This is a genomic window from Agrobacterium sp. (genome assembly GCF_059499945.1).
On the sequence record NZ_JCABZP010000010.1, the window covers coordinates 42943 to 62574 of the forward strand.

Here is a 19632-nt window from a genome sequence, read left to right on the forward strand (position 1 = left end):
TCTCGGATTTGACAAACAGCAATGGCGTAAGGCGTGTTCTTATCTGTCACGACAGCTTCGCGCATCGATGCGCGGCAAGGGAAGGCGGCTGCCAATGCTGACCTTCCGTTCCGCCCGCGCTGAGGATGAAGACGCGCTCTACGCCATAAGCCTTGCCACCGGCGATGCCGGGCAGGATGCTACCCCGCTTTACAATGATGGCCGCATGGTCGGGCACATCTATTCCGTGCCCTATCTGCATCTCTGGCCCGATGCCGTTTTTGTGGCTGAGGATGAGGAGGGTGTGTGCGGTTATATTGTCGGCGCGCTCGATACGGCGGTGCACGAAGAGCGGCTGGAGCGGGAATGGTGGCCGCATCTGCGTACTCTTTACCCCGATCCCGGCGGCGACCAGCAGACATGGGACGCCGATCAGCGCCGGGCCCAGTTCATCCACCATCCGCGCCGCACGCCCACCTGGCTCACCGATCCGTTTCCGGCCCATATTCACATGAACCTGCTGCCGCGCACGCAGGGCAAGGGCGGCGGCACCCGGCTTCTGTCGCGCTGGCTCGATATGGCAAGACAGAACAACGTCTACGGCATCCACCTCGGCGCCAGCGAACGCAACCATGCGGGCATGCGCTTCTGGGAAACCCGCGGCTTCAAACGCCTCGAAAGCCACGAAACGCCCGGCAGCGTGTGGTTCGGCATGGCGCTGGAATAAACCGGCTGATTCCGCGGAGCATGGGTTCGGGATTGTTCACGTCGGCTACCCTTCATCCACAGGAACCTTCCGTCCATCCGCCCCGCCACATTGTTCTTCCCTTCATGCTTTGTTAACCCGTTGAGAAGGCCTTTCAGAAAACGGGTAGGGAATCATGCTGGCGACCGCAGAGGCGATTTCAGCCGACAGACCGGAAAAGCGCATCAAGGATCGCGCTCAGACCGAGAAGGCGATTTTTAACGCGGCGCGATCGCTGCTCGCCGAAGAGGGATTTCAGGGTTTCGGCATCAACGCCGTCGCCCGCCGCGCCGGCTGCGACAAGCAGCTGATCTACCGTTATTTCGGCGGCCTCGATGGCTTGATCGAGGCGATCGGCGAGGATCTCGGCTCCTGGGTGAAGGATCGCATTCCCGAGGACACCGGCGGCATGTTTCTTTTGACCTATGGCGATCTCATGGAAAAGCTGGCGCTTTATTTCATGGATGCGCTGCGCAGCGATCCTCTCGTCTGCAAGATCATCGCCTGGGAAGTCTCTGACGGTTCACCGCAGGTGCGTCAGCTGGCCGAAGCCCGCGCCAAGTCGCTGGGCAAGTGGCTGGAGCGCATGCGCGGTTCGCTGGCGGCGCCGAAGGGCGTGGATACAGCGGCGGTCAATGCCGTGCTGTTCGCCGCCATCCAGCACCTCGTCATCTCCGCTGCCACCAGCGGCCAGTTTGCCGGCGTGCCGCTCAAATCGGACCGGGACTGGGACAAGATCTCCACTGCCGTCAAAAGACTGGTGCGTGGCGTTTACGGCTGAACCGGCTTCAGCAGGTGTAGGGCGGTCACGTTCAGGACCAGCGCGTTAAAGAAAAATCAGCCATGTTTTCACCCGGTCGGCAACCGCCCGGCGCATCCGGTCGTTCACGGGATCACATGCTTTTCCACATGCCGGCCGCCCGTCATTAACCATAATGACAGCTTTCATTTGCCTCGCCCGGGCTGCCGGTCCAGTGTGGATTAACGAAATGTTAACCATGCGCAATGACTGCGCATAAGGGAGCCGCAAGTGAGCCGCTGGACAGCTTTAGGCGTCATGATGACGTTTTTTGTGATGCTGCCGTTGGATATCGACGTGCCGGCGCTGAACCTCTGCCTGATGGCCGTGGCGCGCTGGGCGGTGCTTGCTGGCTTTCCCGATGCGGTGTTGGCGCGGGGGCAGGTGGCATGAAGTGGTTTCTGATACTCTGGGCCGGTCCCGTCGCATTGCTGGGCAGCTGGTACTGGCTTTCCTATTACGACATGAGCTTCGGCTTCTACATGCTGACGCGGCAGACCCATGATCTGGTGTTCGAGATATACGGCAATATTCTCGGCCTGTCGCCGGAAAGCCTGCCGCCGCTGGTGGCGCGCGCCATCGCGCTAGACAGTCTGATCGTTTTTGCGATTCTCGCATTCCGCAAGAGAAAGCAGATTGCCGCCTGGTGGCAGGGCCGTCAGTCGGCCGCGCGGGTGAGTGCGGAAAGCCTGTCCAGCGCGCCCTGAAGAATGAAGCTCGCGGCGGCCGAATCGATACGTTCGGCCCGCTTGGCGCGTGAGACGTCCATTTCCAGCAATGCGCGCTCGGCCGCGACTGTTGAAAGCCGCTCATCCCAGAAGATGAAGGGCAGGGCGGTTTTTTCGCCCATGGTGCGTACGAAGGCACGCGTCGCCTGTACGCGGGGACCGGCCGAACCATCCATGTTCATGGGCAGGCCTATGATGAAAGCGGAAACTTTTTCCTTTTCGGCGAAGGCCAGCAGCACTTCCGCATCCTGCGTGAATTTCACCCGTTTGATGACCGGACGCGGCGTTGCAAAGCGCCGCGACAGGTCCGACATGGCAAGCCCGATGGTCTTTGTGCCGAGGTCGAGGCCGGCAATTGCCTGCGCGGGCTGAAGCGTCTGCGCCAGTTCCTCGATGGTGAGTATCGCCATGTCGCGCGCTGTCCTTACCGTTTGCGGACGAATTCAGTGCGCAGCACCAGACCCTTGACCGCATCATGCCTGCAATCGATCTCTTCCGGATTGTCTGTCAGGCGGATCGACTTGATGACGGTGCCCTGCTTGATGACCGTGTTGGTGCCCTTGACCTTCAAATCCTTGATCAGGGTGACGGAATCGCCATCTTCAAGCACATTGCCCGCCGCATCGCGTACTTCATTCGCACGCGCCGCTTCTGCAGCCAGTTCGGAGGCCGGTCGCCATTCACCGGTCGCCTCGTCATACACGTACTCGTCATCATTTGCGGCCATGGTCGCCTCTCTTAAATATTGGTAGTGCGGTTGTTCAGGCCGTCCTATGTCATAATATACCGGTAATACAAAGGAGAACTTCCCATGAAAATCACCTGGCTCGGCCATTCCGCCTTCCGCCTCGAAAACGGTAGCGCGAAGATCCTCATCGATCCGTTCTTCACCGGCAACCCCGGTTTTGCCGGACAGGATGGGAAGTCGGCGGCCGAAGGCATCACTCATATTCTCCTGACCCACGGCCATGGCGACCATGTCGGCGACACCGTTCAGCTTGCGCGCGAGACGGGTGCAACCGTACTGGCCAATGCCGATCTTGCCGCATGGCTTTCCGCCAAGGGTGTCGCGAAGGTCGATATGGGTAATACCGGTGGCACGGTGCATTTTGACGGTTTTTCCGTCACCTTCACCAATGCGCTGCATTCCTCCGCCCAGATCACCGAGGATGGCGTCTCCCATTCGCTCGGCAGTGCCAATGGCCTGATGCTGCATTTCGAAGACGGCCCGGCCGTTTATCACATGGGCGATACCGACATCTTTTCCGACATGAAGCTGATCAATGAACTGCACCAGCCGGATATCGGCCTCGTGCCGATTGGTGACCGCTTCACCATGGGCGGAGCCGTCGCGGCGCTTGCCTGCCAGCGCTTCTTCAAGTTCGAGAATGTCATTCCCTGCCACTATGGTTCCTTCCCGATCATCGACCAGACGCCGGAGAAGTTCGTGACCGGCATGGAGGGGTCGGAAGCCCGTGTCCACACGCCTAAGGCGGGCGATACGCTGTCCTTCTGACGTTTTGCTCAGGCATGTCGTGACCGCAAAAGCACCTCACACTTTGACGCGACATGCTTTCTACCGTTGCGAATGGCGGACATGGTGATTATAGCGGGTAGGAAAATTCTGACCGGAGTAGAACCATGTCCGTCGATCTCGCCACCGTAAAGCGCGTTGCGCGCCTTGCCCGTATCGCAGTCAGCGAAGAAGAAGCACAGAATATGCTCGGCCAGCTGAACGGCATACTCGGTTTCGTGGAGCAGCTTTCGGAAGTGAATGTCGACGGCGTCGAGCCGATGACATCAGTCACCCCGGTGGAGATGAAAAAGCGTGCCGACGTGGTGACCGACGGCAACAAGGCGGAAGACATTGTCGCCAATGCGCCCGCGACCGACCGGGACTTCTTCATGGTCCCGAAAGTGGTCGAATAATCCGACCGCCGTTTGCCGCCCGATTTTTCCAAGATTTCGAAAGCCGTTGCCGACCATGACCGATCTGACGAGCCTGACCATTGCCGAAGCCCGCGAAAAGCTGAAGGCCAAAGAGTTTTCCGCCCTGGAGCTGACCAACGCCTATCTCTCCGCCATCGACGCGGCGAACGGCGCGCTGAACGCCTATGTCGTAACCACGTCTGAAAAGGCGCGTGACATGGCGAAAGCCTCCGATGGCCGTATCGCGTCCGGTTCGGCTGGCGAGCTGGAAGGCGTTCCGCTTGGTGTGAAGGACCTTTTCGCCACCCGTGACATCCACACGCAGGCGTGTTCGCATGTTCTCGATGGCTTCAAGCCGAAATATGAATCCACCGTTACCCAAAATCTCTGGGATCAGGGCGCCGTCATGCTCGGTAAGCTCAACATGGACGAATTCGCCATGGGCTCGTCCAATGAAAGCTCCTGGTACGGCCCAGCCATCAACCCGTGGCGCGCCAACGGTTCCGCGCAGAAGCTCGTACCCGGCGGCTCCTCCGGCGGTTCGGCCGCTGCCGTCGCTGCTCATCTCTGCGCCGGCGCCACCGCAACCGACACGGGCGGCTCCATTCGCCAGCCGGCAGCCTTCACCGGCACCGTTGGCATCAAGCCCACCTATGGCCGTTGCTCGCGCTTCGGCATCGTCGCCTATGCCTCTTCGCTGGATCAGGCCGGCCCGATCGCCCGTGACGTGCGCGACGCCGCTATCCTGCTGAAGACCATGGCAAGCGTTGACGCCAAGGATACGACCTCGGTTGACCTGCCGGTGCCGGATTACGAAAAGGCCATCGGCCAGTCGCTGAAGGGCCTGAAGATCGGTATCCCCAGGGAATACCGCGTTGACGGCATGCCGGAAGAAATCGAAAAGCTCTGGGCCAAGGGCGTGGAATGGCTGCGCGATGCCGGCGCCGAGGTTGTCGATATCTCGCTGCCGCATACCAAATACGCGCTGCCTGCCTATTACATCGTCGCACCGGCGGAAGCCTCGTCCAACCTTGCCCGTTATGACGGCGTTCGTTACGGCCTGCGCGTCGACGGCAAGGACATTGCCGACATGTACGAAAAGAGCCGCGCTGCCGGTTTCGGCAAGGAAGTGCAGCGCCGCATCATGGTCGGCACCTATGTGCTGTCGGCCGGGTATTACGACGCCTATTACCTGAAGGCGCAGAAGGTTCGCACGCTGATCAAGCGTGACTTCGAAAACGTCTTCCACGAAGGCGTCGACGCCATTCTGGCGCCGATCACCCCGTCCTCCGCCTTCGCAGTCGGCGACGAGGAACTCGCCTCCGATCCGGTGAAGATGTATCTGCAGGACGTTTTCACCATCACCGTCAACATGGCCGGCCTTCCCGGCCTTTCGGTTCCGGCCGGCCTTGACGGCAAGGGCCTGCCGCTTGGCCTGCAGCTCATCGGCAAGCCATTCGAGGAAGAAACGTTGTTCAAGACGGCGCACGCCATCGAGCAGGCCGCCGGCAAGTTTACCCCCGCCAAGTGGTGGTAAGCGGCCTCAAGCTTAGACAGATGAACGAAGCCGATCGCCATGCGGTCGGCTTTGTCGGTTTTGCCGCCTGGCGTTCCGGCGAGGCCTTCGACGACAGCTATCTCGATCCTGATGTCATCGAGCGGGTGAGTAGCGAATTCGAGAGTTTCGCCAAGTCTCCGACTGGTGACGTCGTCGTCGCTGAGATGGAAGGCGTGATTGCCGGCTGGGGCGCATGCGATGTGGCACCGCATCACATTTCCGATCTCTGGGTGGACCCGAACCGGCAGGGCAAGGGGATCGGCAAAGCCCTGATCCTTCATTTTCTAGACAGGATGCGCGCGCAAGGCCTGCCGCTAGCCACCATCGACACCCATGCCAGAAATCGCGCCGCTATCGGTCTTTACGAGCGTTGCGGATTTGAGATCGTCTGGCGCGGTATGGAATGGTCCGACATCATGAAAGTCGAGCTTGAAAAGGTGAAGCTCGAGCGCAGGCTCTCGCCATAACCCGCTTTTACGGCCGCAGCTGATTCTCGGCGAAATGCCGGGCGACAGCGCTGCCGCCGCCCGGTCGATTTATCTGTTGTCCAGCTCACCCCGCACGAGTTCCAGCCCGCGCGTGGTGATGAGGTAGGGCTTGCCGCCCGAGGAGGCAATGGCTCTCTTCCGTTTCAGCTTGCGGAAGGTGAGGAGATTGAGGCCGCTGAAAATCCAGCCATCACGCGTATAAAGCGCGAGTTTTTCGATTTTGTGGGCGTCATCTCGAACGAGTTCAATTCTGCCGCCTTGGGCGAGCAGGTGAAGAATGCGCTGTTCGGCGCGGGAAATGTCCATTTTTGGAAGTCCGGTCGGCGTCATATAGACGCGTGAAAACAAATCCGGGTGCCATTAAGGCATCCGGCTCGGTTTCAGCATGGCCCGGCGCGCAATAAACTTGCGGGCAGGGCCTTTACCGGGACTCCGATTGAGCGAACATAAAAACTCCGTTCTTGCTCCTTTTGGGTAGCGGGCGAACCCGGCGCGGTCAAGTCCCGCTAGGCGCGAGAAAACCATGCTGGTCGAATCGCGCTGGCAATGGTTTAATTTCAATGGCCATGGAGGGCGCGGCTTGATCGTCATTCGCAATGCGCATGAGCAGGAAGCGGAGGTTCTGGCGGCCATCGGCCTCAGGGCATGGCGACAGGCAACCGCAGCTCTCGGCATCACCCCGACCCTTTACGACAATGCGGCCAGCGCCTTTTCCAATTTTACCCGTTCGTCATGGCTGGCAATCAGGGTGGCGGAGTTCGGTGGCTCGGTTGCGGGCTGGGCGGCGCGCGAACATTTTGACGAGACGATTTCCGATTTCTGGATCGATCCGGATTTTCAGCGCCGGCGGGTCGGCAGTCGTCTGCTGGGTGATGTGGAAAGGCTGATAGAGGACAGGGGATTCGAGACCATCCGGCTTGAAACTCACGCCCAGAACGAACCGGCCGTCGCCTTTTTTCGCCACCATGGCTATAGCGTCCGCTGGCTCTCCGTTTCCTATGCGCCAAAGCTCGATCGCGAAGTGCAGTCGGTAGGCCTGCAGAAGCAATTGGCGGAGGTCGAGAGTGGTCTTTATGGGCCGGCTTTCTGAGACAGAGTTTGCAGAGCATCCACCAGCCGCATCGGCCAGTCTGGCATGATGGCAAGCGATGCGACAAGGCCTACCTGCAATATCACGATTGATATCAGGATGCTGCGGAAGGGTTCCTTGCGCGTCTTGTGCCGCAGCAGGCGTTGTGCCGAGATCGCGCCCAAGCTGCCGCCAATGAGCGCAAGCGATAACAGCGTGCTTTCCCGGATACGCCATTCGCCATTCCTCGCCGCTTGCTTGTCCCACCAATAGACAAGAAAGACGAAAAGATTGAAGGCGATATAGGCCGTGAAGCAGAGAGCGATCGTCACCATGGCGTGAATTGAAACCGGGAAGCGTAAAAAACGCGTATCCGGTATTGGCTAAAATCCCGGGCCTGGCGTGACAGGGTGCAAGATGTCTTGCGCCCGCGCTCCATTTGTTCTACCCACCAAGGCCAAAGAACCCGTATATCGTGAGCTTCAGATGACCCTTGTAGACGTGCGCACCCCCGACCCGAAACGCTTCATTCCCGGCGCCACCGGCGATTGGGAAATCGTGATCGGCATGGAGGTGCATGCGCAGGTTCTCTCCAATTCCAAGCTGTTTTCCGGTGCATCGACCACCTTCGGCAATGCGCCAAACTCCAACGTGTCGCTGGTGGATGCCGCCATGCCCGGCATGTTGCCCGTCATCAACGAGGAATGCGTCAAGCAGGCGGTGCGTACCGGTCTCGGCCTGAAGGCGAAGATCAACAACCGTTCGATCTTCGACCGTAAGAACTACTTCTATCCGGACCTGCCGCAGGGCTACCAGATTTCGCAGTTCAAAGATCCGATCATCGGTGAGGGCACTATCACCATTTCGCTCGGTCCGGACCGTCAGGGCAATTTCGAGGATATCGAGATCGGCATCGAGCGTCTGCATCTGGAGCAGGACGCCGGCAAGTCCATGCACGACCAGCATCCGACCATGTCCTTCGTGGACCTGAACCGTTCGGGCGTGGCGCTGATGGAAATCGTTTCCAAGCCGGACATGCGCTCGTCGGATGAGGCCAAGGCCTATCTGACCAAGCTGCGCTCGATCGTGCGTTATCTCGGCACCTGCGACGGCAACATGGATGAAGGCTCGATGCGCGCCGACGTCAACGTTTCCGTGCGCCGTCCGGGCGAAGGTTTCGGCACGCGCTGTGAAATCAAGAACGTCAACTCCATCCGTTTCGTTGGTCAGGCCATCGAATATGAGGCGCGCCGCCAGGTCGCAATTCTGGAAGATGGCGGCGTCATCGATCAGGAAACCCGCCTGTTCGATCCCGGCAAGGGCGAGACGCGTTCCATGCGCTCCAAGGAAGACGCGCATGACTATCGTTATTTCCCCGATCCGGATCTGCTGCCGCTCGAATTCGACGATGCTTTCGTCGAGGCGCTGAAGGTCGATCTGCCGGAGCTTCCCGACGACAAGAAGGCGCGCTTCGTGGCCGATCTCGGCCTGTCGGTCTATGATGCCTCGATCCTCGTTTCGGAAAAGGCGATCGCCGATTATTACGAGGCCGTCGCCGCCGGCCGCGATGCGAAGGCCGCCGCCAACTGGGTCATCAACGATCTTCTCGGTGCGCTGAACAAATCAGGCAAGGATATCGAGACGACGCCGGTTTCGCCGGAACAGCTCGGTGGCATCATCGATCTCATCAAGTCTGAGACCATTTCGGGCAAGATCGCCAAGGACCTGTTCGAGATCGTCTGGAACGAGGGCGGCAACCCGGCCGAAATCGTCGAGGCGCGCGGCATGAAACAGGTGACGGATACCGGCGCCATCGAAAAGGCCGTGGACGAGATTATCGCCGCCAACCCGGATCAGGTCGAGAAGGTGAAGGCAAAGCCGACGCTTGCCGGCTGGTTCGTCGGCCAGGTCATGAAAGCGACGGGCGGCAAGGCCAACCCGCAGGCGGTGCAGGCGCTGGTGAAGGCCAAGCTCGGTATCGAGGAAGAGTAAGCGAAAGCTGCTTCCTGCCGGTAGGAGGCATCGAGGCACAAAGCTCTCCTTCGTCATCCTCGGGCCTGTCCCGAGGATCTAGATACCCACAAGGCCAAACGTGCTCAGATCCTCGGGACAAGCCCGAGGATCACGTCGAGAGTGCGGGAGGCTCGACATATATCTGCCGGGATCAACGCCCGGCTTTTCTGTTTCAAGACGGAGCCCAAACATGTTTTTCATCCGCACGGCAAGTCTGCGGGACATCGAGCCGGTCCGCACCTTGCTCGCCACGACATGGCACGCGACCTATGATGCGATCTATGGCGTCGACAAGGTGAACCAGCTGATCCTCGCATGGCATTCGCCGCAGGCCATGAAGGACCGTATCGAGAAAAAGGGCGGCGAGTTTCTGGTGGCTGATGACGGCAAGCGGATTGGCGGCATGGCCTATGGCTCCATGTCCACCAAGATGGCGAAGACGGCCCTGTTGCACCAGCTTTACGTCGCGCCCGACCTTCAGCGCCAGGGCGTCGGCCGTGATCTGTTCGCGGAACTGGAAACCTGTTTTCCGGATGCGGAAATCATGCGGCTTGAAGTCGAGCCTAAAAATACTGTCGCAATCGCCTTTTATGAAGGCGTCGGATTTGTCGAGGTGGACCGAATCGAGCGCATGGCGGGCATCGAGGGTCTGCCCGGCATCGTTATGGAAAAGAGCCTGACCCGATGAATGCGACATTGCAGAATCTCATTATCCGCACGGCGCGCGAGGACGACCTTCCCGCCCTTGCCGCCATTTTTGCCGCCGACGAGATCGGCGGCCATGGCGATACGGCGGAAGAATCAGCGCAGCCGGATTATCTTGCGGCCTTCCGCGCCATCGAGGCATCGCCGAGCGAAACGCTCTATGTGGCGGAACTGGATGGTGAGGTGGTCGGCACCTTCCAGACGGCGATCCTGACCAAGCTCGTCGGGCGAGGGGCAAAGTCCATGGTGATCGAGGCGGTACAGACGCGCACCGACATGCGCGGTCGCGGTATCGGCGCGGTGATGATCAATCATTGCCTGGAAGAAGCCCGCCGCCAGGGTCTCAACGCTGCGCAACTGACGTCCAACGCGGCCCGGCTGGACGCGCATCGCTTCTACGAGCGGCTGGGGTTCGAGAAGCGGCATCTGGGCTTCAGGATGAAGCTGAAATAGCACGGATATATCTCGAAATGCTGGACAATTGCCGTGAGGGGCGGCATAAGCATGTCTTGTGCCGTGCACGGAAAATCGCTGCGGCGCATTCAAGCCCGAGGAACGCATAATGAAGACTCTCCTGACGCAAATCTTCACCTGGTGGAACGGCCAGACGATCGGAACGCGGTTTCACACCTGGCGTTTCGGCAAGAAGGTCGGGCAGGACGAGTTGGGCAACACCTATTATGAAGGCGGCACCACGTCCTGGGGCATGCCGCGGCGCTGGGTAATCTATAATGGTTATGCCGAAGCGTCGGCCATTCCGCCCGGCTGGCATGGCTGGATGCATTACCGCACCGACGTGCCGCCAAGCCAGGAAAGCTACGTTGCGCGCGAGTGGCAGAAGCCGCACCAGCCGAACCATACTGGCACGTCCAAGGCCTATCGGCCTCAGGGATCGCTGGCTGTTGCCGGCGAGCGCCCGCGTGTGACCGGCGACTACGACGCCTGGACCCCTGGCAACTAAGCTTTTGTGACGCGCGGTGTTGTGCAAAACACCGCGCTTGCATCTGGCCTCACCGGTTTTTGCCACATTCCGCCCTTAGGCGTTGATCCGGTCGGCATCGCGACACAGGCAAATTTTGGAGACCACTATATGAGGAAAATCACGCGGGATCGTTCTTTGCGTGCGCTGACAGTGTCGCTGTTTGCGGCGGTCTCTGCTGTTCTCCTCGTGTCGCCCGTCTCCGCCGCTCGTCTGGAGAACCGCGTCGCCGTGTTTTCCGGCATCGACAAGATCACCGGCCGCATCACCTCCTTCGATGTCTATATCGATGAGACTGTGCAGTTCGGCGCGCTTCAGGTGACGCCGAAGGTCTGTTATTCCCGCGACCAGACGGAAACCCAGAAGATCGATGCTTTTATCGAGGTCGATGAGATCACGCTCGACCGCAAGATCAAGCGGATTTTCACAGGCTGGATGTTCGCCGACAGCCCCGGCCTCAATGCCGTGGAACACCCAATTTACGACGTGTGGCTGACAGGCTGCAAGCAGGACTCGGAAGTTCCTGCTCCCTCTACGGCAAGCAAGTAATTTAACCCACGACCGCGCCTATTTCTGGCGTCTGAGCTTCTCGGCCAAATCGGCCAGTGCTTTGCTTTTGCTTTCCAATTGTTCGATCATTTCTTCCCGTGTCAGTTCGGGGTCGATCGCGATCGGCACGGTGAACTTATTGGGTCGATCGCCGGCGGGAGGTGAGGGGAATCTGATTTCAGAAAATGCCCTCTTCACGGCCGTTCGGGTTTGATAGGTGCTATCCCTTACGTTTTTGACTTGAACGGCCTGTATTTTCCCCGCCGGGTCAACGCGGAAAGTAACAAGGAGGACCTGCCGCTTGTTTGTCCGCACGACCTTGAATTCCGGGCGGCCGGTTGTGCCCGTCAAGGCTCGGGAAACTTCGTTTCGCCAGGCGGCCAGCGGGTTCGGGAGCTGTTCAGCAGCGGTGACATTCACCGCCAGCGTCAGCATCAATAACAAGGCCGCAATCCAGCGCATGACCAACCCCCGATGAATAAAATATCATGACCGGATAAGTCATGTTTTTGAGGGTTGCAAGCAAAATCTCAGGTTGTTTTCAGCGTGGATTTTCTTGCGCAGGCAAATTTTCGAAGGGCACATCCGGCCTATCGACAGCCGCTTCCAGTATCGTCGCATATTCCGACTTTGGAATATCGATTGCCCCGAATGTCTTTAAATGTTCGGTCGTAAATTGCGTGTCGAGCAGCGTAAACCCCTGCTGCCGCAAACGCTCCACCAGATGCACGAGGCATATCTTCGATGCATTGGTGCGGCGGGAAAACATGCTCTCGCCGAAGAAGGCACCACCAAGCGAGACGCCATAAAGCCCGCCGACAAGCTCTTCGCCCTCCCATGCCTCCACGCTGTGTGCATGGCCGATCTGGTGCAACTCGGTATAGAGCCGGCGGATGGTGGCGTTGATCCACGTGCTTGGTCTATCTGGCGCTTCCGCCGCGCATCCGGCCATGACAGCTTCGAAGGCAGTGTTGAAGCGTATCTCGAACGGCTTCCTGCGCATCGCCTTGGCGAGGCTTTTGGAAATATGGAAGGAGGCGAGGGGAATGATACCCCGAATCTCCGGCTCGACCCAGAACAGCTCGGGATCGTCAGCCGAATCGGCCATGGGAAACAGGCCGGCGGAATAGGCGCGCAGCAGAATATCGACCGTTATGCCATTATTTCTGCTGCGCCGCCCAACCATAGCGTCTTAGTGAGACGCGTCACCGGCCAGGTATTTCTCCAGCCAGTGAATGTCGTAATCGCCCTTCAGAATATCCTCGTTTTCGAGAAGATCCTGGAAAAGCGGCAGCGTGGTCTTGATGCCATCGACGACGAATTCGTCCAACGCCCGACGCAGGCGGCGAATGCACTCGTCACGGTCGCGGCCGTGAACAATCAGCTTGCCGATCATGCTGTCGTAGTAGGGCGGGATCTTGTAGCCCTGATAGGCGCCAGAATCGACGCGCACGCCAAGACCGCCCGGCGTATGGAAATAGGTCAGCGTGCCCGGCGAGGGAACGAAGGTGCGCGGGTCTTCGGCATTGATTCGGCATTCGATGGCATGGCCATGGAATTCGATATCAGCCTGCGTGACCGACAGACCCTGGCCCGAAGCGACCCTGATCTGTTCCTGCACGAGATCCATACCGGTGATCGCTTCCGTGACCGGATGCTCCACCTGAAGACGGGTGTTCATTTCGATGAAATAGAACTCGCCGTTTTCATAAAGGAACTCGATGGTGCCTGCACCGCGATATTTCAGCTTGCGCATGGCGTCGGCGCAAATCTCGCCGATCTTCATGCGCTGTTCGACGGTCAAAGCCGGCGAATTGGCTTCTTCCAGCACCTTCTGGTGACGGCGCTGCAACGAGCAATCGCGTTCGCCAAGGTGAACGGCATTGCCTTCGCCATCGCCGAAAACCTGCACTTCGATATGGCGCGGCTTGCCGAGGTATTTTTCCATGTAGACGGCGTCGTTGCCGAAGGCTGCCGCCGCTTCGGAGCGGGCAGTCGCAACCGCCTCTTCCAGATCGGCCTCGGTCTTCGCCACCTTCATGCCGCGACCGCCACCGCCCGCCGTTGCCTTGATGAGGACTGGGAAGCCGATCGTGCGGGCAATTTCGAGCGCGTTTTCAGGCTTCACTTCGCCATCAGAGCCGGGAACGACGGGAATGCCGAGTTCCTGCGCCGTCTGCTTGGCGGTGATCTTGTCGCCCATGATGCGGATATGTTCGGCGGTCGGTCCGATGAAGGTGATGCCGTGTGCGTCGAGAATATCGGCGAACTTGGCATTTTCCGACAGGAAGCCGTAACCGGGGTGAACCGCGTCCGCACCTGTTATTTCGCAGGCCGCAACGATCTGGTGGATGTTGAGGTAGCTGTCACGCGAGGGCGGCGGGCCGATGCAAACGCTTTCGTCGGCAAGGCGCACATGCATGGCGTCTGCGTCGGCCGTGGAATGTACGGCTACCGTCGGAATGCCAAGCTCTTTCGCGGCGCGCAGGACGCGTAGCGCGATCTCGCCGCGGTTGGCTATGAGGATCTTCGAAACCATGCTGAACCGCCTTTATTCGATGACCACGAGGGCTTCGCCATACTCCACGGGCTGAGCGTCGTTGACGACGATTTCCACGACCTTGCCGGACTTGGGAGCCGGGATCTGGTTCATGGTCTTCATAGCTTCGACGATGAGAATGGTCTGGCCTTCCTTGACGGTCGCGCCCACTTCGATGAAGGGACGTGCGCCCGGGGCAGGCGAAAGATAGACCGTGCCGACCATCGGCGAGGACACGGTGTTGGCCGGGTTACGGGCCGGTGCTGCGGCCGCTGCGGGAGCAGCAGGTGCGGCGATCGCCGGCGCGGCGGCCGGGGCAGGTGCCGGCGCATAAGCGGCGGGCGCTGCAGCATAGACCGTGGCGGGAGCGGGAGCAGCGCGGGAGACGCGGATGCGCAGATCTTCCTGCTCCACTTCGATTTCCGAAAGGTCGGTATCGTTGAGGATATTCGCGAGCTCGCGGATCAGTTCCTTGTCGATACCCTGTTTCTTTTCAGACATGACAAACCCTATTCTTTGTTTCTTTTTATGCCGTGATGTTTTTCAGCGCGTGAAGCGCCATGATATATCCATATGGCCCGAAACCGCAGACCATGCCCTTCGCCGCGGGTGATACCATCGATTTGTGACGGAACTCTTCCCGGGCGTGGATGTTGGAAATGTGCACTTCCACGACGGGCGTGGAAATCGCGCGAATGGCGTCATGCAACGCGATCGACGTGTGGCTGTAGGCGCCGGGATTGATGACGACGCCCGCCGCCCGCTCGCCCGCCTCCTGCAACCAGTCCACCAGCACGCCTTCGTGGTTGGACTGGCGGAATTCCACTGCGAAACCGAGATCGGCACCGGCCGCAAGACAATCATTCTCGATGTCCTTCAGCGTCTTGCCACCATAGATACCCGGTTCCCTTTTTCCCAGCATGTTGAGATTGGGGCCGTTGATGACGATGATGATGTTGCTCATTCACGTTTCCATAAGAAAATCAGCGACACCTATAGACTGCGCAGACGTCAAGGAAAAGCCCCCGCAAGCCGTAAACAGCCCGCTTGGCGGGCATCTCACAGGGAATGCAGTGGCTTTTTTAGCAATCAGGAGCAGGTGGCTTTTCCACAGCTGCGCATATTGGCGATTTTTTCCTTCAGCGGGTCGGCACCGACCGCGCCGAAAACCGCTTCGTCGCCGACGATATAGGACGGCGTTCCGGTGATGCCGAGGCTGGTTGCCAGCTTGTAAGTCTCCTGCACCTGCTCGTCATTGGGGTTTTCCGCCATCGATTTGCGGATGTCGGCTTCCTTGAGACCGAGCGAGGTCGCGACTTCCATGGCGCTGTCTTCATTCGCCCGTCCGCGGCCACCGAGCAGGGTGCGCTGGAACTCGGGGTACTTGGCCGGAGCAAGCAGTTTGACGGCGTTGGAAACGCGGTGCGCGGCGACCGATTCCGGTCCCAGAATCGGGAACTCCTTAAGAACGACGCGCACCTTCTTGTCGCCCTTCAGGATTTTATCCATGTCAGCCATGGCGCGTTTGCAATAACCGCAATTGTAATCGAAGAACTCGACCAGCGTGACGTCGCCATCCGGATTGCCGAGCGCCAGATCGAATTTCGATTCGAAGATGGCCTTCTTGTTGTCGGCGACGGCTTCCGCCGCCTTGGCGTTACGCGTCGCATATTGCTTGCGTTCAAGCGCATCCTGAACCTCGAGCATGATTTCCGGGTTCTCGATGAGATATTGCTTGATGAACTCGCCCATTTCCTTCTTCTGCTGCTCATCGAGCGCATGGGCGGGCAGGGAGGCGAATACCGTCGAAAGGGCCGTCACGCTGGCGAGAAGGGTGGAACGGAGAAAATGCGCCATATCGGTCCTCATTCTGTGCGGCCGGAGCCTCTTGAAATCTTATGAAGGCAATTACCTTACTTTAAGCCAAATGCCATACGGCAAAAATACTTGTCCGCATTATGATCGCATGATTGTGAAGATTGTGATTCTGCGGCAAGTCTCTGAAATACGGTTCAGGAAAGAGCATGCCCTTGATCACGATGTCGAAGCGGAGCGCAGTCGAACCCTTTCACGCCATGGATATTCTGGCGGAAGCGAACAGGCGCAGGCAGGCGGGACGCCCCGTCATTTCCATGGCGGTCGGCCAGCCCTCCCATCCCGCGCCGAAAGCGTCGCTCGAAGCCGCTGAGGCCGCGCTGAAACACGGGCGGATCGGTTATACCGATGCGCTCGGCCTGCGCGAATTGCGTGAGGCGATCGCCGGCCATTACCGGCTGCGTCACCAGGTCGCCATCGATCCGGGCCGCATCGCGGTGACCACCGGTTCGTCTGCTGCCTTCAATCTCGCCTTCCTCAGCCTTTTCGATGCCGGAGACCATGTCGCCATCGCGAGGCCCGGTTATCCGGCCTATCGCAATATTCTGAAGGCTCTCGGCCTCAATGTCGTGGAAGTGCCGGTCACGGCCGAAACCGGTTATACGCTGACGCCGGCAAGCCTGGAGCGCGCGGAAACAAGAGCCGGCTGCAAGCTGAAGGGCGTGTTGCTGGCAAGCCCGGCCAATCCGACCGGCACCGTCACCGGCCGCGAGGCGCTGAAGCGGCTGGCGGGCTATTGCGAAAGCCGTGATATGGCTTTTATTTCCGACGAAATCTATCACGGCCTGACCTTCGTCGGCGAAGAGACGAGCGCGCTCGAAATCACCGATAATGCCGTGATCATCAATTCCTTTTCCAAATATTATTGCATGACCGGCTGGCGCATTGGCTGGATGGTGCTGCCGGAGAATCTCGTCCGTCCGGTCGAGTGTCTGGCCCAGAGCCTCTATATTTCCCCGCCGGAACTTTCGCAGCTTGCGGCGACTGCAGCCTTTTCGGCGGCGGAGGAACTGGATGTCTACAGGGAAAGCTATCGCACCAACCGCGATTTCCTGATGGCGCGCCTGCCGGAAATCGGCCTGCCGCTGGCATCGCCCATGGATGGCGCTTTTTACGCCTATGTCGATACAAGCCGCTTCTCCAACGACAGCATGGATTTCGCCAAGCGCATGCTGGCGGAAATCGATGTGGCGGCGACGCCAGGCATGGATTTCGATCCCGAAGAAGGCCATCGCGCGCTGCGCATTTCCTATGCGGGTTCCGTGTCTGACATTGCCGAGGCCGTTGGACGTATTGCCGGCTGGCTGAAATAAGCCCGGATCATCCGCTCGGGGAGATCAGGCGGGTGTGCAGCTAAAGGTGCTGTTGAATGCCTTTTCACCCTTTGCGGTGAAGGTCAGCACCCGGCCGTTTCCGCGCCGCAGCCAGTCACGCTGCTGCATGGCTTCCAGAAGAGACGCGCCAAGCCCGCCGCCGAGGTGATGGCGGCGTTCGCTCCAGTCAAGACAATGCAGGCAGACCGGGCGGCGCGCCTTTTCCAGTGGCGAAAGGTCGATGCCGAAGCTCGAGAAGAAGTCGCGTCCGCTATCCGTTAGGGCGGGATCGTCACCTAACGTCACGAGCCCCTTCGCGGTAATAGCGGCAAGCAGCGCCACGCCGCTTTCTCCGGCCAGATGGTCGTAGCAGATGCGCGCTTCACGCAGAGCCTTGTCCTTCGGTCCGGTGCGGACGCGGATTGCCCCTGTGCGTTGGGCAAGGCCCATAAGTGCTTCTAGAACCTGTGCAACATCCTCGTCTGACAGACGGAAGTAACGATGCCGCCCCTGTTTTTCTGCCTTCAATAATTGTGCTTCTGAGAGTTTGGACAGGTGCCCGCTCGCGGTCTGCAGGGTTACACCAGCGGCTTCCGCAAGCTCGCTTGCGGTGAGCGCGCGCCCATCCATCAGCGCCGTCAGGATATTGGCGCGGGCAGGGTCGCCGATCAGGGCGGCGACGTTGGCGATGAGAGGTCCGTCTTTCATACTTCGATGATAGCCGAAGCATTGATGCTAGGCAATAGCGTAAAAAGATGCGGCAGAACACTAAGGAGAGTGACGATGCTGACCTGTTTCATCCGCTACGAGATCGACCCCTTCAAGGTCGATGCCTTCGAACAATATGCCCGCAACTGGGGTGAGGCGATCCCACGCTGCGGCGCCGATCTCATTGGTTATTACGCACCGAAGGAGGGATCGAGCACGATCGCCTATGGTGTTTACAACATCGAAAACCTCGCCGCTTACGAAGCCTACAGGGCGCGTCTTGCCGCCGATCCGGCCGGGCGGGAAAATTATGAATTCGCCCGGCGCGAGCAGTTCATCCGCCGCGAGGACCGGCTGTTTCTACGTCTCGCTTCCGCCCCGCATGCCGGAGGCGGGCAATGATCGCCGTCATCTTCGAGGTCTGGCCGGCCGACGGCGAAAAACAGCATTATCTCGATATCGCCGCCAGCCTGCGGGCCGGACTCGAAACCATTGATGGGTTCCTCTCCGTCGAACGGTTCCAGAGCATCAGCAATCCGGAAAAGATGCTGTCTTTGTCGTTTTTCCGGGATGAGGAGGCGGTGAAAGCGTGGCGTAATACCCTGCCGCATCGCACCGCGCAGTCGCTGGGCCGGTCCGGTGTTTTTTCCGATTATCGCCTGCGCATCGCGCATGTGATACGCGACTACGGCTTGCAGGACAGGGAGGAGGCACCAGCCGACAGCAGGGTAGCATATCCGGCAGAGGGGAGTGTGTCAGGCTGACATTTCCAGCATCAGTTTTTCTGCACGCCGCTCCAAGCCTTTCTGGTTCGAACTCGTCGTTGAAACCCGTTATAGATGGGGCAGTTTATGGATGCAGGCCTGGAAATGGAGAAAAACGATGTCGGCAGAAAAAGTGGCGATTGTAACGGCGGGTGGCAGCGGCATGGGCGCAGCTGTGGCGAAACGGCTGGCCGCGGACGGTTACAAACTGGCGATCCTGTCATCCTCCGGCAAGGGAGAGGCGCTGGCAAAGGAACTGGGCGGCATCGGGGTCACCGGTTCCAACCAGTCCAATGACGATCTCCAGCGGCTGGCGGACAGGACACTCGAAACATTCGGCCGCATCGACGTGCTGGTGAACAGCGCCGGGCATGGCCCGCGCGCCTCCATTCTCGATATTACCGACGAGCAATGGCACACCGGCCTCGATGTCTATCTGATGAACGTCATCCGCCCGACGCGTATCATCGCCCCCGTCATGGTGAAGCAAAAGGCGGGCGCGATCGTCAATATCTCGACGGCCTGGGCTTTTGAACCCAGCAGCATGTTTCCGACATCCGCCGTGTTCCGCGCCGGCCTTGCCTCCTACACCAAGATATTTGCCGATACCTACGCGGCCGACAACGTGCGCATGAACAATGTGCTGCCCGGCTGGATCGACAGCCTGCCGGCCACGGAAGAACGCCGAGAGGCCGTGCCGATGCAGCGTTACGGCAAGAGCGAGGAAATCGCCGCCACCGTAGCATTCCTCGCGTCGGAAGGGGCGGGGTATATTACCGGCCAGAATATCCGGGTTGATGGTGGCCTGACGCGGTCTGTTTGACGGGCTGGCCTTCCCAACTCTCATCCCTGTGCTTGTCACAGGGATCCAGCAAGCCCAAGTCCTTGGGCT

General features: G+C 59.5%; 29 protein-coding genes. 18 read left to right on the plus strand and 11 right to left on the minus strand.

All coding sequences use genetic code 11. The features are described 5' to 3' along the window. Positions 1-94: 94 nt before the first annotated feature. From AC5I5B_RS06750 to AC5I5B_RS06765, 4 genes are all read left to right on the plus strand, one after another. The gene (locus AC5I5B_RS06750) at positions 95-706 is read left to right on the plus strand and encodes a GNAT family N-acetyltransferase (protein WP_003502450.1); all 612 of its coding nucleotides are present in this window, start codon (positions 95-97) and stop codon (positions 704-706) included. 154 nt (positions 707-860) lie between these two features. Next, positions 861-1505 (plus strand): TetR/AcrR family transcriptional regulator, encoded by a 645-nt coding sequence (locus tag AC5I5B_RS06755; RefSeq protein ID WP_003502452.1) that lies wholly within the window; start codon positions 861-863, stop codon positions 1503-1505. Positions 1506-1754: 249 nt separating this feature from the next. Then, complete coding sequence (locus AC5I5B_RS06760) at positions 1755-1916, plus strand: hypothetical protein (RefSeq protein ID WP_020812168.1); 162 nt, start codon at positions 1755-1757, stop codon at positions 1914-1916. Then, a complete protein-coding gene (locus AC5I5B_RS06765; RefSeq protein ID WP_111834319.1) occupies positions 1913-2230 on the plus strand; it encodes a DUF6105 family protein in 318 nt (105 codons plus the stop codon). Before AC5I5B_RS06760 ends, AC5I5B_RS06765 begins: the two co-directional genes overlap by 4 nt. Here the strand turns inward: AC5I5B_RS06765 and ruvX are convergent. Both ruvX and AC5I5B_RS06775 read right to left on the minus strand, forming a co-directional pair. After that, the gene (ruvX, locus tag AC5I5B_RS06770; RefSeq protein ID WP_003502458.1) at positions 2182-2661 is read right to left on the minus strand and encodes a Holliday junction resolvase RuvX; all 480 of its coding nucleotides are present in this window, start codon (positions 2659-2661) and stop codon (positions 2182-2184) included. The two genes, AC5I5B_RS06765 and ruvX, sit on opposite strands and share 49 nt — an antisense overlap. A gap of 14 nt (positions 2662-2675) precedes the next feature. Continuing rightward, positions 2676-2978, minus strand: coding sequence for an alkylphosphonate utilization protein (locus AC5I5B_RS06775; protein ID WP_003502460.1), 303 nt, complete (start codon positions 2976-2978; stop codon positions 2676-2678). Positions 2979-3062: 84 nt separating this feature from the next. Here AC5I5B_RS06775 and AC5I5B_RS06780 point away from each other — a divergent pair, with 84 nt between their 5' ends. The 4 genes from AC5I5B_RS06780 to AC5I5B_RS06795 all read left to right on the plus strand — a co-directional run bounded on the left by AC5I5B_RS06780 (position 3063) and on the right by AC5I5B_RS06795 (position 6205). Further along, positions 3063-3767 (plus strand): metal-dependent hydrolase, encoded by a 705-nt coding sequence (locus AC5I5B_RS06780; protein ID WP_003502462.1) that lies wholly within the window; start codon positions 3063-3065, stop codon positions 3765-3767. Positions 3768-3892: 125 nt separating this feature from the next. Next, positions 3893-4180, plus strand: coding sequence for an Asp-tRNA(Asn)/Glu-tRNA(Gln) amidotransferase subunit GatC (gatC, locus tag AC5I5B_RS06785; protein WP_003496362.1), 288 nt, complete (start codon positions 3893-3895; stop codon positions 4178-4180). Positions 4181-4235: 55 nt separating this feature from the next. Next, positions 4236-5717 carry an Asp-tRNA(Asn)/Glu-tRNA(Gln) amidotransferase subunit GatA gene (gatA, locus tag AC5I5B_RS06790; protein ID WP_111834320.1) on the plus strand — a complete coding sequence of 494 codons (1482 nt, stop codon included), beginning with the start codon at positions 4236-4238 and terminating at the stop codon, positions 5715-5717. 20 nt (positions 5718-5737) lie between these two features. Next, positions 5738-6205 carry a GNAT family N-acetyltransferase gene (locus tag AC5I5B_RS06795; RefSeq protein WP_111834321.1) on the plus strand — a complete coding sequence of 156 codons (468 nt, stop codon included), beginning with the start codon at positions 5738-5740 and terminating at the stop codon, positions 6203-6205. A gap of 69 nt (positions 6206-6274) precedes the next feature. Here the strand turns inward: AC5I5B_RS06795 and AC5I5B_RS06800 are convergent, their stop codons facing one another. Beyond that, on the minus strand, positions 6275-6532 hold the full coding sequence (locus tag AC5I5B_RS06800) for a YjhX family toxin (RefSeq protein ID WP_003502469.1): 258 nt from the start codon (positions 6530-6532) through the stop codon (positions 6275-6277). A 274-nt stretch (positions 6533-6806) separates the two neighbouring features. On the opposite strand from AC5I5B_RS06800, the gene AC5I5B_RS06805 reads away from it, so the two are divergent. After that, the gene (locus AC5I5B_RS06805) at positions 6807-7316 is read left to right on the plus strand and encodes a GNAT family N-acetyltransferase (protein ID WP_020012369.1); all 510 of its coding nucleotides are present in this window, start codon (positions 6807-6809) and stop codon (positions 7314-7316) included. Here AC5I5B_RS06805 and AC5I5B_RS06810 read toward each other — a convergent pair. After that, positions 7298-7630: a DUF1294 domain-containing protein gene (locus tag AC5I5B_RS06810; protein WP_003502476.1), complete on the minus strand. Its 333-nt coding sequence runs from the start codon at positions 7628-7630 to the stop codon at positions 7298-7300. The two genes, AC5I5B_RS06805 and AC5I5B_RS06810, sit on opposite strands and share 19 nt — an antisense overlap. Positions 7631-7781: 151 nt before the next feature. Here AC5I5B_RS06810 and gatB point away from each other — a divergent pair, with 151 nt between their 5' ends. The 5 genes from gatB to AC5I5B_RS06835 all read left to right on the plus strand — a co-directional run bounded on the left by gatB (position 7782) and on the right by AC5I5B_RS06835 (position 11541). Beyond that, the gene (gatB, locus tag AC5I5B_RS06815) at positions 7782-9287 is read left to right on the plus strand and encodes an Asp-tRNA(Asn)/Glu-tRNA(Gln) amidotransferase subunit GatB (protein WP_111834322.1); all 1506 of its coding nucleotides are present in this window, start codon (positions 7782-7784) and stop codon (positions 9285-9287) included. A 211-nt stretch (positions 9288-9498) separates the two neighbouring features. Further along, on the plus strand, positions 9499-9996 hold the full coding sequence (locus AC5I5B_RS06820) for a GNAT family N-acetyltransferase (RefSeq protein ID WP_080817148.1): 498 nt from the start codon (positions 9499-9501) through the stop codon (positions 9994-9996). Continuing rightward, positions 9993-10466 (plus strand): GNAT family N-acetyltransferase, encoded by a 474-nt coding sequence (locus AC5I5B_RS06825; protein ID WP_099085463.1) that lies wholly within the window; start codon positions 9993-9995, stop codon positions 10464-10466. Before AC5I5B_RS06820 ends, AC5I5B_RS06825 begins: the two co-directional genes overlap by 4 nt. A gap of 109 nt (positions 10467-10575) precedes the next feature. Further along, the gene (locus AC5I5B_RS06830; RefSeq protein ID WP_080866104.1) at positions 10576-10974 is read left to right on the plus strand and encodes an NADH:ubiquinone oxidoreductase subunit NDUFA12; all 399 of its coding nucleotides are present in this window, start codon (positions 10576-10578) and stop codon (positions 10972-10974) included. Positions 10975-11103: 129 nt separating this feature from the next. Continuing rightward, positions 11104-11541, plus strand: coding sequence for a DUF2155 domain-containing protein (locus tag AC5I5B_RS06835; RefSeq protein WP_026364075.1), 438 nt, complete (start codon positions 11104-11106; stop codon positions 11539-11541). A gap of 18 nt (positions 11542-11559) precedes the next feature. On the opposite strand, the gene AC5I5B_RS06840 is transcribed toward AC5I5B_RS06835, so the two are convergent. The 6 genes from AC5I5B_RS06840 to AC5I5B_RS06865 all read right to left on the minus strand — a co-directional run bounded on the left by AC5I5B_RS06840 (position 11560) and on the right by AC5I5B_RS06865 (position 15937). Then, positions 11560-12003 carry a hypothetical protein gene (locus AC5I5B_RS06840; protein ID WP_035212392.1) on the minus strand — a complete coding sequence of 148 codons (444 nt, stop codon included), beginning with the start codon at positions 12001-12003 and terminating at the stop codon, positions 11560-11562. A 79-nt stretch (positions 12004-12082) separates the two neighbouring features. Then, positions 12083-12727 carry a leucyl/phenylalanyl-tRNA--protein transferase gene (gene aat / locus AC5I5B_RS06845; protein ID WP_111792158.1) on the minus strand — a complete coding sequence of 215 codons (645 nt, stop codon included), beginning with the start codon at positions 12725-12727 and terminating at the stop codon, positions 12083-12085. Positions 12728-12733: 6 nt separating this feature from the next. Then, positions 12734-14080: an acetyl-CoA carboxylase biotin carboxylase subunit gene (gene accC, locus AC5I5B_RS06850; RefSeq protein ID WP_003502491.1), complete on the minus strand. Its 1347-nt coding sequence runs from the start codon at positions 14078-14080 to the stop codon at positions 12734-12736. Positions 14081-14092: 12 nt separating this feature from the next. Next, on the minus strand, positions 14093-14581 hold the full coding sequence (gene accB, locus AC5I5B_RS06855; RefSeq protein ID WP_020012377.1) for an acetyl-CoA carboxylase biotin carboxyl carrier protein: 489 nt from the start codon (positions 14579-14581) through the stop codon (positions 14093-14095). A gap of 25 nt (positions 14582-14606) precedes the next feature. Next, the gene (aroQ, locus tag AC5I5B_RS06860) at positions 14607-15044 is read right to left on the minus strand and encodes a type II 3-dehydroquinate dehydratase (RefSeq protein ID WP_003502495.1); all 438 of its coding nucleotides are present in this window, start codon (positions 15042-15044) and stop codon (positions 14607-14609) included. Between the two features lie 125 nt (positions 15045-15169). Continuing rightward, positions 15170-15937: a DsbA family protein gene (locus tag AC5I5B_RS06865; protein ID WP_003502496.1), complete on the minus strand. Its 768-nt coding sequence runs from the start codon at positions 15935-15937 to the stop codon at positions 15170-15172. Positions 15938-16110: 173 nt separating this feature from the next. Between AC5I5B_RS06865 and AC5I5B_RS06870 the strand changes: the two genes are divergently transcribed. After that, positions 16111-17268, plus strand: a complete 1158-nt coding sequence (locus AC5I5B_RS06870) for a pyridoxal phosphate-dependent aminotransferase (RefSeq protein WP_165919991.1) — start codon at positions 16111-16113, stop codon at positions 17266-17268. A gap of 24 nt (positions 17269-17292) precedes the next feature. On the opposite strand, the gene AC5I5B_RS06875 is transcribed toward AC5I5B_RS06870, so the two are convergent. Further along, positions 17293-17976: an ArsR/SmtB family transcription factor gene (locus AC5I5B_RS06875; protein ID WP_003502498.1), complete on the minus strand. Its 684-nt coding sequence runs from the start codon at positions 17974-17976 to the stop codon at positions 17293-17295. 75 nt (positions 17977-18051) lie between these two features. Here AC5I5B_RS06875 and AC5I5B_RS06880 point away from each other — a divergent pair, with 75 nt between their 5' ends. The 3 genes from AC5I5B_RS06880 to AC5I5B_RS06890 all read left to right on the plus strand — a co-directional run bounded on the left by AC5I5B_RS06880 (position 18052) and on the right by AC5I5B_RS06890 (position 19563). Then, positions 18052-18378 carry an NIPSNAP family protein gene (locus AC5I5B_RS06880; RefSeq protein WP_003502499.1) on the plus strand — a complete coding sequence of 109 codons (327 nt, stop codon included), beginning with the start codon at positions 18052-18054 and terminating at the stop codon, positions 18376-18378. Continuing rightward, a complete protein-coding gene (locus tag AC5I5B_RS06885; RefSeq protein WP_111834324.1) occupies positions 18375-18740 on the plus strand; it encodes an antibiotic biosynthesis monooxygenase family protein in 366 nt (121 codons plus the stop codon). The genes AC5I5B_RS06880 and AC5I5B_RS06885 overlap by 4 nt, the downstream gene beginning before the upstream one ends. Positions 18741-18858: 118 nt before the next feature. Next, complete coding sequence (locus tag AC5I5B_RS06890; RefSeq protein WP_003502501.1) at positions 18859-19563, plus strand: SDR family oxidoreductase; 705 nt, start codon at positions 18859-18861, stop codon at positions 19561-19563. Positions 19564-19632 lie beyond the last annotated feature (69 nt).

Excerpts from the sequence above, each read along its gene's own strand:
- AC5I5B_RS06750 (WP_003502450.1), top strand. The coding sequence starts at position 95 with ATGCTGACCTTCCGTTCCGCCCGCGCTGAGGATGAAGACGCGCTCTAC.
- AC5I5B_RS06755 (WP_003502452.1), top strand. The coding sequence starts at position 861 with ATGCTGGCGACCGCAGAGGCGATTTCAGCCGACAGACCGGAAAAGCGC.
- AC5I5B_RS06765 (WP_111834319.1), top strand. The coding sequence starts at position 1,913 with ATGAAGTGGTTTCTGATACTCTGGGCCGGTCCCGTCGCATTGCTGGGC.
- ruvX (WP_003502458.1), bottom strand. The coding sequence starts at position 2,661 with ATGGCGATACTCACCATCGAGGAACTGGCGCAGACGCTTCAGCCCGCG.
- AC5I5B_RS06775 (WP_003502460.1), bottom strand. The coding sequence starts at position 2,978 with ATGGCCGCAAATGATGACGAGTACGTGTATGACGAGGCGACCGGTGAA.
- AC5I5B_RS06780 (WP_003502462.1), top strand. The coding sequence starts at position 3,063 with ATGAAAATCACCTGGCTCGGCCATTCCGCCTTCCGCCTCGAAAACGGT.
- gatC (WP_003496362.1), top strand. The coding sequence starts at position 3,893 with ATGTCCGTCGATCTCGCCACCGTAAAGCGCGTTGCGCGCCTTGCCCGT.
- gatA (WP_111834320.1), top strand. The coding sequence starts at position 4,236 with ATGACCGATCTGACGAGCCTGACCATTGCCGAAGCCCGCGAAAAGCTG.
- AC5I5B_RS06795 (WP_111834321.1), top strand. The coding sequence starts at position 5,738 with ATGAACGAAGCCGATCGCCATGCGGTCGGCTTTGTCGGTTTTGCCGCC.
- AC5I5B_RS06800 (WP_003502469.1), bottom strand. The coding sequence starts at position 6,532 with ATGGACATTTCCCGCGCCGAACAGCGCATTCTTCACCTGCTCGCCCAA.
- AC5I5B_RS06810 (WP_003502476.1), bottom strand. The coding sequence starts at position 7,630 with ATGGTGACGATCGCTCTCTGCTTCACGGCCTATATCGCCTTCAATCTT.
- gatB (WP_111834322.1), top strand. The coding sequence starts at position 7,782 with ATGACCCTTGTAGACGTGCGCACCCCCGACCCGAAACGCTTCATTCCC.
- AC5I5B_RS06820 (WP_080817148.1), top strand. The coding sequence starts at position 9,499 with ATGTTTTTCATCCGCACGGCAAGTCTGCGGGACATCGAGCCGGTCCGC.
- AC5I5B_RS06825 (WP_099085463.1), top strand. The coding sequence starts at position 9,993 with ATGAATGCGACATTGCAGAATCTCATTATCCGCACGGCGCGCGAGGAC.
- AC5I5B_RS06830 (WP_080866104.1), top strand. The coding sequence starts at position 10,576 with ATGAAGACTCTCCTGACGCAAATCTTCACCTGGTGGAACGGCCAGACG.
- AC5I5B_RS06835 (WP_026364075.1), top strand. The coding sequence starts at position 11,104 with ATGAGGAAAATCACGCGGGATCGTTCTTTGCGTGCGCTGACAGTGTCG.
- AC5I5B_RS06840 (WP_035212392.1), bottom strand. The coding sequence starts at position 12,003 with ATGCGCTGGATTGCGGCCTTGTTATTGATGCTGACGCTGGCGGTGAAT.
- aat (WP_111792158.1), bottom strand. The coding sequence starts at position 12,727 with ATGGTTGGGCGGCGCAGCAGAAATAATGGCATAACGGTCGATATTCTG.
- accC (WP_003502491.1), bottom strand. The coding sequence starts at position 14,080 with ATGGTTTCGAAGATCCTCATAGCCAACCGCGGCGAGATCGCGCTACGC.
- accB (WP_020012377.1), bottom strand. The coding sequence starts at position 14,581 with ATGTCTGAAAAGAAACAGGGTATCGACAAGGAACTGATCCGCGAGCTC.
- aroQ (WP_003502495.1), bottom strand. The coding sequence starts at position 15,044 with ATGAGCAACATCATCATCGTCATCAACGGCCCCAATCTCAACATGCTG.
- AC5I5B_RS06865 (WP_003502496.1), bottom strand. The coding sequence starts at position 15,937 with ATGGCGCATTTTCTCCGTTCCACCCTTCTCGCCAGCGTGACGGCCCTT.
- AC5I5B_RS06875 (WP_003502498.1), bottom strand. The coding sequence starts at position 17,976 with ATGAAAGACGGACCTCTCATCGCCAACGTCGCCGCCCTGATCGGCGAC.
- AC5I5B_RS06880 (WP_003502499.1), top strand. The coding sequence starts at position 18,052 with ATGCTGACCTGTTTCATCCGCTACGAGATCGACCCCTTCAAGGTCGAT.
- AC5I5B_RS06885 (WP_111834324.1), top strand. The coding sequence starts at position 18,375 with ATGATCGCCGTCATCTTCGAGGTCTGGCCGGCCGACGGCGAAAAACAG.
- AC5I5B_RS06890 (WP_003502501.1), top strand. The coding sequence starts at position 18,859 with ATGTCGGCAGAAAAAGTGGCGATTGTAACGGCGGGTGGCAGCGGCATG.